This window comes from Aeromonas jandaei (assembly GCF_037890695.1).
GTDB lineage: Bacteria > Pseudomonadota > Gammaproteobacteria > Enterobacterales > Aeromonadaceae > Aeromonas > Aeromonas jandaei.
Window position 1 is genome coordinate 2,996,228 of the sequence record NZ_CP149571.1, and the last position, 16,041, is coordinate 3,012,268.

The following is a 16,041-nucleotide window of genomic DNA, read 5'->3' on the forward strand; positions in this document are numbered from 1 at the left end:
AAAAATAGGGTCATATGGCCAAAAGCCATAAATTCAATTTATAGCGAGCCGATGGGGCGATAAACGGGCCCTGAGCAGGGGGGAAGCCCTGTCGGCCGGTTGGCCGATCTTCCGCTGGTCAAAATGGCGAGTGCAAAGGTGGGCGTTGAGAAGAAAAGCCGCACAGGCTGTCAATTCTGGCTGCTCATGCAGGCAGTTTGTACCGGCAGCCAGTGCGGTTGTGAGCGGTTGCCGCAGGCGGCTTAGCGACGGCGCTTGAGGGTGCGGCTTACATAGTGCAGCCCGCTCTGGTAGTCGCCATTGACCGCCTTGAGTGCCAGCTCCAGCGCTTGGCTCGCCAGCGCGTCGTGCTGCTGGGGCAGGGAGTTGATGCCAAAGGGGAGGAAGTCGAGCAGCCGATCGTCGCCGAAGGTGGCCATGGCAAGCTGGCTCATATCGGTCTCTTGTTCCAGCAGGTAGTCCAGTACCCCCTCCATCAGGATGTAGGAGGTGGTGATCAGCGCCTCGGGCAGCTGGCCCAGCTGCTGGTGCAGATGTTTGATCAGGCTATACCCCTCGGTGCGCGAGAAGTGGGCCCCTTCACAGAGGTGGCAGGTCGCACTGTGGCTGGCGATGGCCTGCTCGAAGCCTGCTTTTCGCTCCTTACTGATCGTGAGTGCCGGCAGTGCAGTGATCAAGGCGATATGGCGAATGGCTGGGGTGAGCAGGGAGGCGGTGAGGTCATGGCTCGCCTTCTCATTTTCACTGGCGACGGTGACGAAACGATCGGCCGCCATGCTCCGGTCGATGGCGAGGATCTGCACCCCTTGCGCCTGCTGGTTGCCATAGAAGGGATCATCCGGCGGCAGGCAGCTGGCCACCAGCAGGGCATCCACATGGCGGCTCACCAGCATCTGGGCCAGCTCTTTTTCGGTGGCGGGCTCATCCTCCGAGCAGACGATCAGCAGCTGATAGCCATGCGCCCGCGCCCCCTGTTCCAGCCGTTTGGCCAGCTTGGCGTAACTGGCGTTCTCAAGGTCGGGCAGGATAAAGCCGAGGGTTTTGGTCTGGCCGCCGCGCAGGGAGGCGGCGCGGCTGTCCGGCTGGTAGTTGTGGGCGGTGACGACGGCCATCACCTTGTCGCGGGTGGCCTGACTGATGCGGTATTGGTCGGCCTTGCCGTTGATCACATAGCTGGCCGTGGTGCGCGAGACACCGGCGAGGGCGGCGATTTCATCCAGTTTCATCATATTGGCTCTGTTTGAGTTGCTAGGCCCACGGGCACTGCCTGGTAAGGGCACCGAAAAGTGTGCGCGGGATCATATCATTGAAAACCGCTCTTTGTGGGTACTTGATCAATTCGCTGAAACGATTCAGTCTGAGTGTAAGTGAAACGATTCAGCTTGTCAGCAGCGCCGCTTCGCAGAGATGCAGAGCAGGGTGGTAAAACCCGGTCAGGATCACATTTCGAGGTATCCCGACTATCGTCAGCTGGCAGGCAAACCGAATGTTCAATTGTGTTGACCCGGCGATGCCGGGACCTGATGGAGAGTGGCTATGTTGAAGTTGGTGCGAGAGCAGATCTTGCTGGGGCAGTCGGTGGCGACCAAGGCCGAGGCGATTACCCTGTTGGCAGGAAAACTGACCGAGGCCGGTCTGGTGGAGGCGGGCTATGTCGATGGCATGCTGGCCCGTGAAGCGCAGCATGCCACCTACCTTGGCAGCGGCATCGCCATTCCTCACGGTACCACCGACACCCGTCATCTGGTGAAGAGCACCGGCGTCATGGTGGCCCAGTTCCCCAACGGCATCGAGTGGGACGAGGGGCAGATTGCCTATGTCGCCATCGGTATCGCCGCCAAGTCAGACGAGCATCTGGGCATTTTGCGCCAGCTCACCCATGTGCTGGGTGACGAGCAGGCGGCTGCCCAGCTCAAAGAGGCCACCGATGCCGACACCATCATCAATATCCTGACCGGCGCCACTGCCGCCAAAGAGGTGCAATACCTGACCCTGGCTGACTTCCCGGCCGATGATCGCGACCAGCTGCTGCTGGGCGCCGCTGCCCGCGCCAAATCCGCCGGTTGGGGCGATGCCGCCATGGTAAGCGCACTGCTGGCTAGCGACCCTGCCTATCTGGGCGAGGGCATCTGGCTGGCCCGTGCCCATGTTCAGCAAACAGCATCGGCCCAGACTGGCTGGGTGTTGGCCACCCCGAGCAGCGAACTTCGCGCAGGGGAGCTGCCGGTCAGCGCCATGCTACTGCTGTGCGCCGCAGATAGCGGCCATCTGCCGCAACTGGAGAATCTGGCCAAACTGGCGGCCGCCGGTCAGCTGGCGACGCTGGCGGGCAGCGAGGGGCTGGCTATGTTGCAGGCGGGGCCTGCGAGCGGTCTTTCCGAAACCTTCACCATCATCAACCCCCACGGCCTGCACGCTCGTCCCGGTGCCATGCTGGTCAAGGTGGCCAAAGAGTTTGCATCCGACATCCGGGTTGCCAATCTGGATGGCAGCGGCGAGGCAGTCTCCGCCAAGAGCCTGATGAAGGTGATCGGCCTTGGGGTCAAGTGCGGGCACCGGCTGGTATTTCGCGCCGAAGGGGCAGATGCCGAAGCGGCTCTCAAGGGGATCGGTGAGGCGATCGCCGCTGGTCTGGGCGAGGGGGCGCATTGATGAAGATTGTCACCATTACCCTCAACCCCGCCCTGGATCTCACCACCCGTCTCGAGGCGATGAGCCTTGGCGAGGTCAATCTGGTGAGCGAGGCCAACCTGCGTGCGGCGGGCAAGGGGATCAACGTCGCCATGGTGCTCAAGGATTTGGGCCGCGAGGTAGGCGTGACCGGCTGGCTGGGCGCTGACAATGAACAGAGCTTTGTCTCCCTGTTTGCAGAGCGGGCGCTGGATGATCACTTTGTCCGTGTCGCGGGCAGCACCCGCATCAACGTCAAGATCTCCGAGCAATCCGGTCGGGTCACCGATCTCAACCTGCCGGGGCTCACCATCCAGCACGGGGAGGTGAGCGCGCTGGAACTGGCCATCGACCAATTGGCTGCGCATGCTGAGTGGTTCGTGCTGGCGGGCAGCCTGCCCAAAGGGGTGGCCCCCGATTACTGCGCCCATCTGATCCGTCTGCTCAAGGCCAAGGGCAAGCAGGTGATCTTCGATTGCAGCGGCGCGGCGTTAAGCGAAGGGATCAAGGCGGCGCCGACCCTGGTCAAACCCAATCTGGAGGAGCTGAGCCAGTGGGCCGGTCGTCCCATCAAGACCCTGAGCGAGCAGGCCGCTTGCGCCCGCGAGTTACAGGCTCAGGGTATCGCCCATGTGGTGATCTCCAACGGTGCCGATGGCCTCATCTGGTTTGCCCCGGATGCCGTCTGGCAGGCTATTCCGCCGCGGATGCAGGTGGTCAGCACCGTGGGTGCTGGCGATTCGCTGGTGGCTGGTCTCGCCCATGGTCTCAGCCTTGGTTGGACGCCGGAGCAGACCCTGCGGCTGGCCACCGCCGTCTCGGCCTTGGCGGTCAGTCAGGTCGCAGTCGGCTTTGACGATATCAATGTGCTCAACCCCTTGCTTGAACAGGTGCGCGTAGAGCGTCTGGATGCGCTGGCACCGGTTCAATGCCATACCCCCTCAATGGAAAACTCAGGAGATGCCCAATGAAAGCAATCTTGGTTACGGCTTGCCCGGCGGGCATTGCCACCAGCTTTCTCGCTGCAAAACGGATAGAACAGCAGGCCAAACTGGCTGGCTGGGAACTCACCCTCGACGTCGGCTCCAGCGTGCAACCGCGCCAGATCCCCTCAAAAGAGCAGATTGCTGTGGCCGACCTGGTGCTGGTCGTCGCCAGCGCTCCGGTGGATCTCGCTGCCTATGATGGCAAGCGGGTCTATCAGGGGAGTATGGATCTCGCCCTGCAGGATCCGGCCGCCTTGCTGGAGGCAGCCACCAGCGGCGCCAGTGTCTATCGCCATCAAGCCGCCTCCGCCGTTGCCAATGCTGCCGCCAAACCGGCCGCCGCTGGCAAGCGCATCGTGGCGGTGACTGCCTGCCCGACCGGGGTGGCCCACACCTTTATGTCGGCAGAAGCGCTGGAGACCATGGCCAAACAGCTGGGTTATCAGATCCGAGTCGAGACTCAAGGCTCGGTCGGTGCCCAGAACGCCCTGACCGCCGAGGAGATTGCATCCGCCGATCTGGTGTTCCTCGCCACCGATATCGAGGTGGACATGGCCCGTTTCGACGGCAAGCCGGTCTATCGCACCAGTACAGGCGCGGCGCTCAAGAAAACCCGTGCCGAGCTCGACAAGGCGTGGAACGAGGCGAAAACCTATCGCCACAGCGGCGTCAGCCAACCCAAGAAAGAGGAAAAAGCAGGCCCCTACAAGCACCTGCTGACCGGCGTCTCCTTCATGCTGCCGATGGTGGTGGCGGGCGGTCTTATCATCGCGCTCTCGTTTGTGTTCGGTATCGAAGCGTTCAAGGTGGAAGGCACTCTGGCCGCCGCTCTGATGAAGATCGGTGGTGGCTCCGCCTTTGCCCTGATGATCCCGGTGCTGGCCGGTTACATTGCCTACTCCATCGCTGACCGCCCGGGTCTCGCCCCCGGCATGATCGGCGGTATGCTGGCAAGCTCGCTGGGCGCCGGTTTCCTTGGCGGCATCGTGGCCGGTTTCCTGGCCGGTTACAGCGCCAAGTACCTGAGTGACAAGGTGCGCCTGCCGGTGACCCTGGAAGCACTCAAGCCGATCCTTATCATTCCGCTGTTTGCCAGCCTCTTTACCGGTCTGGTGATGATCTACGTCGTCGGTGGCCCGGTCGCCGGCATCATGAATGCCATGACCACCTTCCTCAACAACATGGGCTCTGCCAACGCCGTGCTGCTTGGTGTCATCATCGGCGCCATGATGTGCTTCGACATGGGCGGCCCGGTCAACAAGGCGGCCTATGCCTTCGGTGTTGGCCTGCTGGCCTCCAAAACCTACGCCCCGATGGCTGCGGTAATGGCCGCCGGTATGGTGCCGGCGCTGGGGATGGGGATCGCCACCTTCCTGGCCCGCACCAAGTTCATCAAGGCGGAGCAGGAAGCGGGCAAAGCCTCCTTCGTGCTGGGTCTGTGCTTTATCTCCGAGGGGGCCATTCCGTTTGCCGCCAAGGATCCGATGCGGGTCATCCCGGCCTGCATGGTCGGCGGCGCCCTGACCGGTGCGCTCTCCATGCTGTTCGGCTGCGAACTGATGGCCCCCCACGGCGGTCTGTTCGTGCTGTTCATCCCGCACGCCATCAGCAATGTCATGATGTATATCGTGGCGATTGCGGCAGGCTCGCTGCTGACCGGTGTCTCCTACGCCATGCTCAAGCGCGGCGAAGAGCAGGCCAAACTGGCCACGGCATAAGCCTTGCCACCCGGCAACACGTCATAACCAAGAGCGGCCTGCGGGCCGCTTTTTGTTTTGCTGGGGAATTGATGAGCTATGAGGAGGATTACTGGTAGGCAGAGGTTAAAAATCCCAGCCAGATTGTTCTGGCTGCTCGGGTTGAGCTCCTTCCTGTGCTTTGCGGCGGGCGGCTTCAACCCGCGCCTTGCGGGCACGGCACAGACGCATTACATCCTGCTGCTGGGCGGGGGTCATGGCGAGCCAGTTGAAACGCTCTTCGCGGCTGCGCAAACACCCTTTGCAGTAGCCCTTGTTGTTCACTTCGCAGACCCCGATGCAGGGACTCTGCAGCGGGAAGATCTCGAGCTGTTCCATCCATCACCTCGCACATCCTGTCACCTTGTTATAACCCAGCTGTCACCTTTGGCGAAATCCCTCTTCAAGTGATTGATGTCGTTTGCTTTCCCCCTGCAAATTTGGCATCTTCCCCGCCGAGCATGGCTATTGGCGTTATATGAGGACATATGAATAAACACGCGTACTGGCTGACCGCCGTGGTGCTGGGTCTGGCCGGTTGTGCAGGCAACTCTGAACAAGCTCAGGTGCCCAAAAAACAGACCGACAACAGATGTTTCCTGAACTGCGAGGTGCCGGTAAATCTGGGCAAGCAGTATCTGGACGGCACCTTGCCGGGGGAGCTGGTCAGGGTTGAGCGGGTCAATAGCCGTGCGCGAGCCGATTACAGCAAGTTTGGCCCGCAGAGCCGGTTGGTGCTGGAGCGCTCCGGCAAGATGAACCGCCGTTATGGCGAGCTCTATCACAAGCTCTCCCGCTGGGTGGCCAACGGCGGCAACCCTGCCGACATCACCCGGTACGGCATCAGCCTGGCCCAACTGGGCGGGGCGGATCGGATGGGTAACGTGCTCTTCACCGGCTACTACTCGCCGGTGCTGGAGGTGCGTCGTCGCCCCGATGCCAAGTACAAATATCCTATCTATGCCATGCCCAACTGTGGCAGCCGTTGTCCGACCCGGGCCCAGATCCATCAGGGGGCGCTGGCCAACCGCGGGCTGGAGCTGGGTTACAGCAAATCCCTTATCGACAACTTCCTGATGGATGTGCAGGGGTCCGGCTTTGTGCACTATGGCGATGAGGATCGGCTGCAATATCTGGGTTACAGCGGCAAGAATGGTCACGGTTACGTGAGTATCGGCCGGGTGCTGATCGACCGCGGCGAAGTGCCCAAGGAGCAGATGTCGATGAAGGCCATTAAGGATTGGGCGAGCCGCCAGCCGGAGGAGAGCGTCAAGGAGCTGGTGGAGCAGAATCCCTCTTATGTCTTCTTCGAGCGCCGCCCGACCAACGATGTGATCGGTGCGGCCGGTATTCCGTTACTGCCGATGGCGGCCGTTGCTGCCGACAAGACCCTGCTGCCGATGGGCACCCCGATCCTCGCCGAAGTGCCGTTGCTCGACAAAGAGGGCAACTGAACCGGCAAACACCAGCTGCGGCTGTTGATTGCGCTGGATGTGGGCGGCGCGGTGAAGAAGGGCCACCTCGACCTTTATCACGGCATGGGCGAGAAGGCCGGTGTCGCAGCGGGTCACTACAAGCACTTCGGCCGGGTCTGGAAGCTGGGTCTGCACCACGGGCCGACTGCCGCGCCCTGGTTGTAATGTCAGTGCTGGCAGGTTGAGCAGCCAGCAGCCCACTTAGGTATCGATTAGGCATCGAGATGGATCTAAAAAAGCCGCCGGAGCAATCCGGCGGCTTTTTGTTTTGGTCTCTTTGGCTGCGTGCACGAGGTGCGGCAAACGGGATCAGCGTTTCTGAATATCCAGCTTGATGGCGCCGACCGGCTTGCAGCAGCAGGGGAGACACTCCCCTTGGGAGACAAAGGCGAGCGGCACATTGGGATAGTGCACCTTGCCCGCGATGAGCGGGGTGCGGCAGGCACCGCAATAGCCGCTGCGGCACTGGAACTCGACCCGATGGCCGTGGCGTTCCAGGGTTTCCAGCACGCTTTCGCCGGGATGAGCGTGCAGCACGCCATCCCGGGTATGTACCCGTGGTGCCTGAACCGCCTGCTGTTCGGCAGGCGAGTGCGGGGCAGGGGTCAGCGTGCGGAAGGCGTCACTCACAGCTCGAAATCACCCAGGTCTTCAGCATTCACTTCGCTGTCGATCTGACCCACCAGATAGGAGCTTACCTCTACCTCTTGCGGGGCGACCTGCACGTTGTCGGAGGAGAGCCAGGTGTTGATCCAGGGGATCGGGTTCTGCTTGGTGCCGGCAAAGGCTGGTTGCAGACCGACGGCGGCCATCCGCAGGTTGGTGATGTACTCCACGTACTGGCAGAGGATGTCCTTGTTCAGGCCGATCATGGAGCCGCCCTGGAACAGGTACTCGGCCCACTCTTTCTCCTGAATGGCGGCTTCTTTGAACAGCTCGAAGCAGGCCTGTTCGCACTCGGCGGCGATCTCGGCCATCTCGGGGTCGTCCTGACCGCTGCGCATCAGGTTCAGCATGTGCTGGGTACCGGTCAGGTGGAGTGCCTCATCGCGGGCGATCATCTTGATGATCTTGGCGTTGCCCTCCATCAGCTCGCGCTCGGCGAAGGCAAAGGAGCAGGCGAAGCTGACGTAGAAGCGGATCGCTTCCAGCGCGTTGACGCTCATCAGGCAGAGATAGAGCTTCTTCTTCAGCTCACGCAAGGTGATGGTTACCTCGCGGCCAGCAACGGTGTGGGTTCCTTCACCGTGCAGGTTGTAGAGGGCGGTCGCTTCGATCAGGTCGTCGTAGAAGTGGCTGATGGAGCCGGCGCGCTTGAGGATCTGCTCGTTGGTCACGATGTCGTCGAACACCTGGGCGGGGGTGTTGACGATGTTGCGGATGATATGGGTGTAGGAGCGAGAGTGGATGGTCTCGGAGAACGCCCAGGTCTCGATCCAGGTTTCCAGCTCCGGAATGGAGACCAGCGGCAGCAGCGCCACGTTGGGGCTGCGACCCTGAATGGAGTCCAGCAGAGTCTGGTACTTCAGGTTGGAGATGAAGATGTGCTGCTCGTGGGGCGGCAGGGCCTGATAGTCGATGCGATCACGGGAGACATCCACCTCTTCCGGGCGCCAGAAGAAGGAGAGTTGTTTTTCGATCAGCCGCTCGAACACTTCGTGCTTTTGCTGGTCATAACGGGCTACGTTGACCGATTGGCCAAAAAACATCGGCTCTTTGAGCTGGTCGTTTTGGGTTTGGCAGAAAGTTGAATAGGCCATGGTTACCAGAATGTCTGTATGGAGAAAACAGGAGAGCGGGAGCTTGTCGCTCCCGCCCGGTTATCAGATCTTGCCGTGACTTAGATTTTGCAAGCCCCGCCAGCGCAACCGTCATCTTGCAGATCGGTCTGGGCATCGTCCGCACCATCACGGGTGTTGTGATAGTAGAGGGTCTTGAGGCCGTATTTGTAGGCGGTCAGCAAGTCCTTCAGCAGCTGCTTCATCGGCACCTTGTTGCCTTCGAAACGGGCCGGGTCGTAGTTGGTGTTGGCGGAGATCGCCTGATCCACAAACTTCTGCATGATACCGACCAGCTGCAGGTAGCCGTCGACGCTCGGTTGCTTCCAGAGCAGTTCGTATTGATCTTTCAGGCGATCATACTCGGGCACCACCTGTTTGAGAATGCCGTCCTTGGAGGCCTTGACCGACACCAGACCACGCGGCGGCTCGATACCGTTGGTGGCGTTGGAGATCTGGCTGGAGGTCTCGCTCGGCATCAGGGCGGTCAGGGTGGAGTTGCGCAAACCCACGGATTTGATCTCTTCGCGCAGGCTTTCCCAATCCAGATGCAGCTGCTCGTTGCACAGCGCATCCAGATCCTTCTTGTAGGTGTCGATCGGCAGAATGCCCTGGGCATAGGTGGTCTCGCCAAACAGCGGGCAGGGGCCGAATTCGCGGGCCAGCTGCACGGAGGCTTTCAGCAGATAGTACTGGATCGCCTCGAAGGTGCGGTGAGTCAGCGCCAGACCGGAGCCATCAGAGTAACGGGCACCGTTCTTGGCCAGGTAGTAGGCGTAGTTGATGACGCCGATCCCCAGAGTGCGACGACCCATGCTGCCACGCTTGGCGGCGGCAATCGGGTAGTCCTGATAGTCGAGCAGGGCATCGAGGGCACGCACGGCCAGATCGGCCATCTCTTCCAGATCTTCCAGCTTGTCGATGGCACCCAGGTTGAAGGCGGAGAGGGTGCACAGGGCGATCTCGCCGTTCTCGTCGTCGATGTTGTTGAGCGGCTTGGTCGGCAGCGCAATCTCGAGGCAGAGGTTGGACTGGCGTACCGGCGCCACGCTCGGATCAAACGGGCTGTGGGTGTTGCAGTGATCGACGTTCTGGATGTAGATGCGACCGGTACCGGCACGCTCCTGCATCATCAGGGAGAAGAGATCGACTGCCTTGAGGGTCTTCTTGCGAATGGCCGGATCCTGCTCGTACTTGACGTAGAGCTCTTCAAACTTGTCCTGATCGGCAAAGAAGGCATCGTACAGGCCCGGCGCATCGGACGGGGAGAACAGGGTGATGTCACCGCCCTTGATGAGGCGCTGATACATCAGCTTGTTGATCTGCACGCCGTAGTCCATGTGACGGACACGGTTCTCTTCGACGCCGCGGTTGTTCTTCAGTACCAGCAGGCTTTCCACTTCGGTGTGCCACAGCGGATAGAACAGGGTGGCCGCACCGCCGCGCACGCCGCCCTGAGAGCAGCACTTCACGGCAGTCTGGAAGTATTTGTAGAAGGGGATGCAACCGGTGTGGAACGCTTCGCCGCCACGGATCGGGCTGCCCAGACCGCGGATGCGACCAGCGTTGATGCCGATACCGGCGCGCTGGGAGACGTAACGCACGATGGAGCTGGCGGTGGCGTTGATGGAGTCCAGGCTGTCGTCGCACTCGATCAGTACGCAGGAGCTGAACTGACGGGTTGGGGTGCGCACGCCGCTCATGATCGGGGTCGGCAGGGAGATCTTGAAGGTCGAGATCGCATCATAGAAGCGCTTGATGTAGTCCAGACGGGTATCTTTCGGATACTTGGAGAAGAGGCAGGCCGCTACCAGGATGTAGAGGAACTGCGGGCTCTCGTAGATCTCGCCGGTGACGCGGTTTTGTACCAGATACTTGCCTTCCAGCTGCTTGACCGCCGCGTAGGAGAAGTTCATGTCGCGCCAGTGATCCATGTGCGCGTTCAGCTCTTCGAATTCGGCCTGGGTGTAATCTTCCAGCAGGTGTTTGTCGTACTTGCCCATGTCGACCAGACGAGCCACGTGCTGGTAGAGGTGGGGCGGTTCGAACTGGCCGTAGGCCTTCTTGCGCAGGTGGAAGATGGCCAGACGGGCAGCCATGTACTGGTAGTCCGGGGTCTGCTCGGAGATGAGGTCAGCCGTTGCCTTGATGATGGTTTCGTGAATGTCGGCGGTACGGATACCGTCATAGAACTGGATGTGGGACTTGAGCTCTACCTGGGAGACCGACACGTTGTCGAGACCCTCGGCGGCCCAGTCCAGCACGCGGTGAATTTTATCCAGATCGATGGGTTCTTTGTGTCCGTTACGCTTCGTCACAAACAAGTTCATTGGCTGATGACCTTTAGTTGATTCCCGAAAAACCATCGCACGCCACCCGGCTGCTGGCGGTCACAGGAGGACGGGCCGGTGCAGTTGTTGGGTAACTATTGTGCGATGAATCACAAGATATAGTGTTATTTTGATATCGAGCTACAAGATAGTGAGGTCGACTGCGCATTGCAATGTGTGGATAACTGGCTTGCTGTGGATAAATTGTGGGTGTTGTTGTCTCTGTTAGTGGTTGCTCACAGTGAGCGGGTTTTCATTCGTCCGCTTCGTCAAATGCAAGCCTCACGATCGAAGATGGAAAATTTAAATAACTTTTTTTGCTTGCGAAAAGGGGGCCTTTTTACTAGCAAACGCCTGCTGATTATCCCTTGCCCAACAAGGGACAAAAGCTGTCCAGCGCTCGGTTGTCACTGCAAAATGTGAAGCGCACTTTCTCGGTCTGCTTGCTGACAGTTGCCTCAGTGAAACGGGAGCAAGGTTGTCATATGGACTCTTTACGACGGTTAAAGTTGCCTTGGTGATCCACCTACGCTCTCTTCTCGTTAGCTGTCGGGGACAGGAGAGGGTCGTAAAAAAGGGCATCAACCCCTGATGCCCCAATCTTGCGACGTTACGACTGGCAGCTTCAGCCCAGCTCGTAGCGCAGCCAGTGATGCAGCGCCTGCACGGTATCAAAGTGCAGGTCGGCGCCCCACTCTGCGGGATTCTCGTTATCGTTGAGATAGCCCCAGCCAGCAACCGCAGTGCGCATGCCGGCGTTGCGGCCCGCTTCGATGTCGCGCACATGATCCCCCACATAGAGGCAGTGGCTCGCTTCGACCCCCAGCTTCTCGCAGGCAAAATACATGGGGGCAGGGTCGGGCTTGCGAACCGGCAGGGTATCGGCGCTGACGGTGACGCCGCAGCTGGCGAGCGCTGGCAGCGCCGCCAGCAGCGGCTCGGTGAGAAAGGCCGGCTTGTTGGTGACGATGCCCCAGGGCAGCTGCTTCTCGTCGAGCCACTCGATTAGATCCACCATCCCCTCATAGGGGCGGGTGCCAACGCAGAGATTGGCTGCGTAGTAGTCGAGCAGGGCATTGCGCAGGCGGGTGGCACCCAGCTCTTCCAGCAGATCATCGCCGAGCCCCGCCCTGAGCAGCCCGAGGGCGCCGTGGGAGGTGGTCTGGCGGATGATCTCGTCAGAAAGCGGCGCAAAGCCTTCGCTTATCAGCACGTGATTGACGGCGGCGCCCAGATCCGGCGCCGTGTCGAGCAGGGTGCCGTCCAGATCGAACAGCACGCAGCCAAGGGGCTGCGGGTGTGAGGTACTCATCAGCCGTGCTCCGGGCGGATGAACTCCACCATATAGTTGACGTCGACGTTGCGACCGAGCCGGAAGCTGTTGGAGAGTGGCGCATAGTGGACGCCGCTCATGTCGCGCACCAACAGGCCTGCGGCTTCACCCATGCGACACAGTTCGGCGGGCATGATGAACTTTTTATGGTCGTGAGTCCCCTTGGGCACCATCTTCATCAGGTACTCGGCGCCGAGTATCATCATCAGATAGGATTTGGGATTGCGATTGATGGTGGAGACGAACACCCGGCCACCCGGGCGTACCAGGGTCGCGATGGCGCGCAGTACCGAGGCAGGATCAGGTACGTGCTCGAGCATCTCCATGCAGGTGACCACGTCATACTGGCCAGGTGCTTCTTCAGCGTGTGCTTCGGCAGTGATCTGGCGGTACTCGAGCTCGACCCCCTGCTCCAGGGCGTGCAGGCGGGCGACGCCAAGGGGCTCCTTACCCATGTCGATACCGGTCACCTGTGCCCCGCGGCGCGCCATGCTCTCGGCGAGGATGCCGCCGCCGCAGCCGATGTCGAGCACGCGCTTGCCAAACAGGCCGCCGCTCTTGTTGGTTATCCAGTCAAGGCGCACCGGATTGATCTGGTGCAGGGGCTTGAACTCGCCCTCCATGTCCCACCAGCGAGAGGCGATGGCTTCAAATTTGGCGATTTCGGTCAGGTCGACATTGGCGTCACTGTTCATTTATCGAAGATCCTGTGGCAGGGCGCGCAGAGCGGGTGACTCGCGCGCAATCTATTGTCCTGGCGGGCATTATAACGGACGGACTTTGTCAAACCAGCCCGATTTGTGGCTTAAGGAATCCGCCTTGGTGTGTTACCATGTCGCGCTGTTTAAGCCAAAGAACAACTAATTAGGGATTAAGGCTTTCTATGAGCGATCTGGCCAGAGAGATCACGCCGGTCAACATCGAAGAAGAGCTCAAGAGTTCCTATCTTGATTACGCCATGAGCGTGATCGTAGGACGAGCTCTGCCGGATGTGCGTGATGGCTTGAAACCGGTTCACCGCCGCGTTCTGTATGCAATGAACGAGCTGGGGAACGACTGGAACAAGCCCTATAAAAAATCGGCCCGTGTGGTCGGTGACGTAATCGGTAAATATCACCCGCACGGCGATAGCGCTGTGTATGACACCATCGTCCGGATGGCGCAGGATTTCTCCATGCGCTACATGCTGGTCGATGGTCAGGGCAACTTCGGTTCGGTCGATGGCGACAGCGCCGCGGCCATGCGTTACACCGAAGTGCGGATGGCACGCATCTCCCACGAGCTGCTGGCCGATCTGGACAAAGAGACCGTGGACTGGGTGCCGAACTATGACGGCACCGAGATGATCCCGGCTGTCATGCCCACCAAGGTTCCCAATCTGCTGGTCAACGGCTCCTCCGGTATTGCGGTGGGCATGGCGACCAACATTCCGCCTCACAACCTCACCGAGATTGTCAACGGCTGCCTGGCGCTGATCGAAAACGGCGACCTCACCATTGACGAGCTGATGACCTACATCACCGGCCCGGATTTCCCCACTGGTGGCATTATCAACGGTCGTTCCGGTATCGTGCAGGCGTACCGTACCGGTCGTGGCTCCATCTATGTGCGGGCCAAGGCTGAAGTGGAAGTGGACGAGAAGACCAGTCGCGAGACCATCATCGTTCACGAAATTCCCTATCAGGTGAACAAGGCGCGTCTGATCGAGAAGATCGCCGAGCTGGTCAAAGACAAAAAGATCGAGGGCATCAGTGCCCTGCGCGACGAGTCCGACAAGGACGGTATGCGCATCGTTATCGAGATCAAGCGTGGCGAGTCCGGCGAGATTGTGCTGAACAATCTCTACAAGCACACCCAGATGCAGACCACGTTCGGCATCAACATGGTGGCGCTCGATAACAACCAACCCAAGGTGATGAACCTTAAAGAGATCCTGGATGCGTTCCTGCTGCACCGCCGCGAAGTGGTGACCCGCCGGACCGTGTTCGAACTGCGCAAGGCGCGGGATCGGGCGCACATCCTTGAAGGTCTGGCGGTTGCGCTGGCCAACATCGACCCGGTTATCGAACTGATCCGTCACAGTGCCACCCCGGCTGACGCGAAAGCGGGCCTGGTTGCCAAGGGCTGGGAGCTCGGCAACGTCGCTGCCATGCTGGAAAAAGCCGGTGACGATGCGGCGCGCCCCGAGTGGCTGGAGCCCGAGTTTGGCATTCGCGACGGTTACTACTACCTGACCGAGCAGCAGGCACAGGCCATCCTTGACCTGCGTCTGCACAAGCTGACCGGCCTTGAGCACGAAAAGATCCTGGAAGAGTATCAGGAGCTGCTGGATCTCATCGCCGAGCTGCTGCACATCCTGGCGAGCCCGGTTCGTCTGATGGAAGTGATCCGCGATGAGCTGCTGGCCGTGCGCGACCAGTATGGCGACGAGCGTCGTACCGAAATCAGCATGTCCAGTGCCGAGATCAACATCGAAGACCTGATCACTCCGGAAGACGTGGTGGTGACTCTGTCCCACCAGGGTTACGTGAAGTATCAGCCGCTCTCCGATTACGAAGCTCAGCGCCGTGGCGGCAAAGGCAAGTCCGCGACCCGGATCAAGGAAGAGGACTTCGTTGAGCGTCTGCTGGTGGCCAACACCCACGACACCATTCTGTGCTTCTCTACCCGCGGCAAGGTCTACTGGCTCAAGGTTTATCAGCTGCCGGAAGCGTCCCGTGGCGCCCGTGGTCGTCCCATCATCAACCTGCTGCCGCTGGAAGAGGGTGAGCGCATCACCGCCATTCTGCCGGTCAAGGAGTATGATGCCGAGAAGTACGTCTTCTTCGCGACCGCCAACGGTACCGTGAAGAAGACCAGCCTCTCCGACTTCAGCCGTCCGCTCTCCTCCGGTATCCGTGCCATCAACCTCAAAGAGGGTGATGAGCTGATCGGGGTGGATATCACCGACGGCAGCAACGAGATCATGCTCTTCTCCGATGCGGGCAAGGTTGTTCGCTTCAATGAGGGCAGCGGTCGCGCCGATGCGGATGCCAGCGATGAGGTCGAAACCGACGACGATGCCGGCAACGACGATGATGGCAGCGATAACGGCGAAGGCACTGAAAGCAAGGGTACCTTCAAGGGCGTGCGTCCGATGGGCCGTACCGCCGCCGGTGTCCGTGGTATCAAGCTGGCTGCTGGCGACAAGGTGGTTTCCCTTATCGTTCCGCGCGGCGAAGGTGCCATCCTCACCGCTACCGAGAACGGTTACGGCAAGCGTACCGCACTCGATGAGTACCCGACCAAGAGCCGTGGTACCCAGGGCGTTATCTCCATCAAGGTGGACGATCGCAACGGCAAGGTCATCGATGCCATCCAGGTTGAAGAGACCGATCAGATCATGCTGATCACCAACGGCGGCACTCTGGTGCGTACCCGTGTGGCCGAGGTGAGCATTATCGGTCGCAACACCGGTGGTGTGCGTCTGATCCGTACCGGTGAAGACGAAACCGTCGTCGGTTTGCAGCGCATCGCCGAAAGCGATGAAGACGAGAACGATGCAGTGGTTGCTGAGGGTGAGGTGTCCGAAGGCACTGATTCCGCAGCAGACGCCGCCGGTTCCGTTGATGGCGAGGCGGGCGACGAGTAATCGTTCCCCCCTTGCTGCAGCAGATAAAAAGAGCGACCTTGCGGTCGCTCTTTTATTTTCTTCGTTTGGATGTTTTCTTCACTTTGGCCCGAGATGCCGGGG

General features: G+C 60.3%; 11 protein-coding genes and 1 pseudogene. 5 read left to right on the top strand and 7 right to left on the bottom strand.

What is annotated here, in order from left to right; translation table 11 throughout:
• Positions 1-242 precede the first annotated feature (242 nt).
• Entirely contained in the window at positions 243-1,229 is a 987-nt protein-coding gene (cra, locus tag WE862_RS14170; protein WP_042031043.1) for a catabolite repressor/activator, read from the bottom strand.
• Between the two features lie 307 nt (positions 1,230-1,536).
• Here cra and fruB point away from each other — a divergent pair, with 307 nt between their 5' ends.
• From fruB to fruA, 3 genes are read left to right on the top strand one after another with little or no spacing between them, the layout of a single operon-like run.
• A complete protein-coding gene (fruB, locus tag WE862_RS14175; protein WP_042031041.1) occupies positions 1,537-2,652 on the top strand; it encodes a fused PTS fructose transporter subunit IIA/HPr protein in 1,116 nt (371 codons plus the stop codon).
• Positions 2,652-3,641 (top strand): 1-phosphofructokinase, encoded by a 990-nt coding sequence (gene pfkB / locus WE862_RS14180; RefSeq protein ID WP_042031040.1) that lies wholly within the window; start codon positions 2,652-2,654, stop codon positions 3,639-3,641. The genes fruB and pfkB overlap by 1 nt, the downstream gene beginning before the upstream one ends.
• Complete coding sequence (fruA, locus tag WE862_RS14185; protein WP_042031039.1) at positions 3,638-5,374, top strand: PTS fructose transporter subunit IIBC; 1,737 nt, start codon at positions 3,638-3,640, stop codon at positions 5,372-5,374. The genes pfkB and fruA overlap by 4 nt, the downstream gene beginning before the upstream one ends.
• Before the next feature lie 105 nt (positions 5,375-5,479).
• Here the strand turns inward: fruA and WE862_RS14190 are convergent, their stop codons facing one another.
• Complete coding sequence (locus tag WE862_RS14190; RefSeq protein WP_041207843.1) at positions 5,480-5,731, bottom strand: DUF1289 domain-containing protein; 252 nt, start codon at positions 5,729-5,731, stop codon at positions 5,480-5,482.
• A 149-nt stretch (positions 5,732-5,880) separates the two neighbouring features.
• Here WE862_RS14190 and mltA point away from each other — a divergent pair.
• Positions 5,881-7,032, top strand: a pseudogene (gene mltA, locus WE862_RS14195) (murein transglycosylase A).
• A gap of 144 nt (positions 7,033-7,176) precedes the next feature.
• Here mltA and yfaE read toward each other — a convergent pair.
• From yfaE to ubiG, 5 genes are all read right to left on the bottom strand, one after another.
• Entirely contained in the window at positions 7,177-7,497 is a 321-nt protein-coding gene (gene yfaE, locus WE862_RS14200; RefSeq protein WP_042031037.1) for a class I ribonucleotide reductase maintenance protein YfaE, read from the bottom strand.
• A complete protein-coding gene (gene nrdB / locus WE862_RS14205; protein WP_042031036.1) occupies positions 7,494-8,627 on the bottom strand; it encodes a class Ia ribonucleoside-diphosphate reductase subunit beta in 1,134 nt (377 codons plus the stop codon). The genes yfaE and nrdB overlap by 4 nt, the downstream gene beginning before the upstream one ends.
• An 80-nt stretch (positions 8,628-8,707) precedes the next feature.
• Positions 8,708-10,975, bottom strand: a complete 2,268-nt coding sequence (gene nrdA / locus WE862_RS14210) for a class 1a ribonucleoside-diphosphate reductase subunit alpha (protein WP_042031035.1) — start codon at positions 10,973-10,975, stop codon at positions 8,708-8,710.
• Positions 10,976-11,600: 625 nt separating this feature from the next.
• Positions 11,601-12,287, bottom strand: coding sequence for an HAD family hydrolase (locus WE862_RS14215; protein WP_042031034.1), 687 nt, complete (start codon positions 12,285-12,287; stop codon positions 11,601-11,603).
• Positions 12,287-13,003 carry a bifunctional 2-polyprenyl-6-hydroxyphenol methylase/3-demethylubiquinol 3-O-methyltransferase UbiG gene (gene ubiG, locus WE862_RS14220; protein WP_041207838.1) on the bottom strand — a complete coding sequence of 239 codons (717 nt, stop codon included), beginning with the start codon at positions 13,001-13,003 and terminating at the stop codon, positions 12,287-12,289. Before ubiG ends, WE862_RS14215 begins: the two co-directional genes overlap by 1 nt.
• 188 nt (positions 13,004-13,191) lie before the next feature.
• Between ubiG and gyrA the strand changes: the two genes are divergently transcribed.
• Complete coding sequence (gene gyrA, locus WE862_RS14225) at positions 13,192-15,939, top strand: DNA topoisomerase (ATP-hydrolyzing) subunit A (protein WP_042031033.1); 2,748 nt, start codon at positions 13,192-13,194, stop codon at positions 15,937-15,939.
• Positions 15,940-16,041 lie beyond the last annotated feature (102 nt).

Excerpts from the sequence above, each read along its gene's own strand:
- cra (WP_042031043.1), bottom strand. The coding sequence starts at position 1,229 with ATGATGAAACTGGATGAAATCGCCGCCCTCGCCGGTGTCTCGCGCACC.
- fruB (WP_042031041.1), top strand. The coding sequence starts at position 1,537 with ATGTTGAAGTTGGTGCGAGAGCAGATCTTGCTGGGGCAGTCGGTGGCG.
- pfkB (WP_042031040.1), top strand. The coding sequence starts at position 2,652 with ATGAAGATTGTCACCATTACCCTCAACCCCGCCCTGGATCTCACCACC.
- fruA (WP_042031039.1), top strand. The coding sequence starts at position 3,638 with ATGAAAGCAATCTTGGTTACGGCTTGCCCGGCGGGCATTGCCACCAGC.
- WE862_RS14190 (WP_041207843.1), bottom strand. The coding sequence starts at position 5,731 with ATGGAACAGCTCGAGATCTTCCCGCTGCAGAGTCCCTGCATCGGGGTC.
- nrdB (WP_042031036.1), bottom strand. The coding sequence starts at position 8,627 with ATGGCCTATTCAACTTTCTGCCAAACCCAAAACGACCAGCTCAAAGAG.
- nrdA (WP_042031035.1), bottom strand. The coding sequence starts at position 10,975 with ATGAACTTGTTTGTGACGAAGCGTAACGGACACAAAGAACCCATCGAT.
- WE862_RS14215 (WP_042031034.1), bottom strand. The coding sequence starts at position 12,287 with ATGAGTACCTCACACCCGCAGCCCCTTGGCTGCGTGCTGTTCGATCTG.
- ubiG (WP_041207838.1), bottom strand. The coding sequence starts at position 13,003 with ATGAACAGTGACGCCAATGTCGACCTGACCGAAATCGCCAAATTTGAA.
- gyrA (WP_042031033.1), top strand. The coding sequence starts at position 13,192 with ATGAGCGATCTGGCCAGAGAGATCACGCCGGTCAACATCGAAGAAGAG.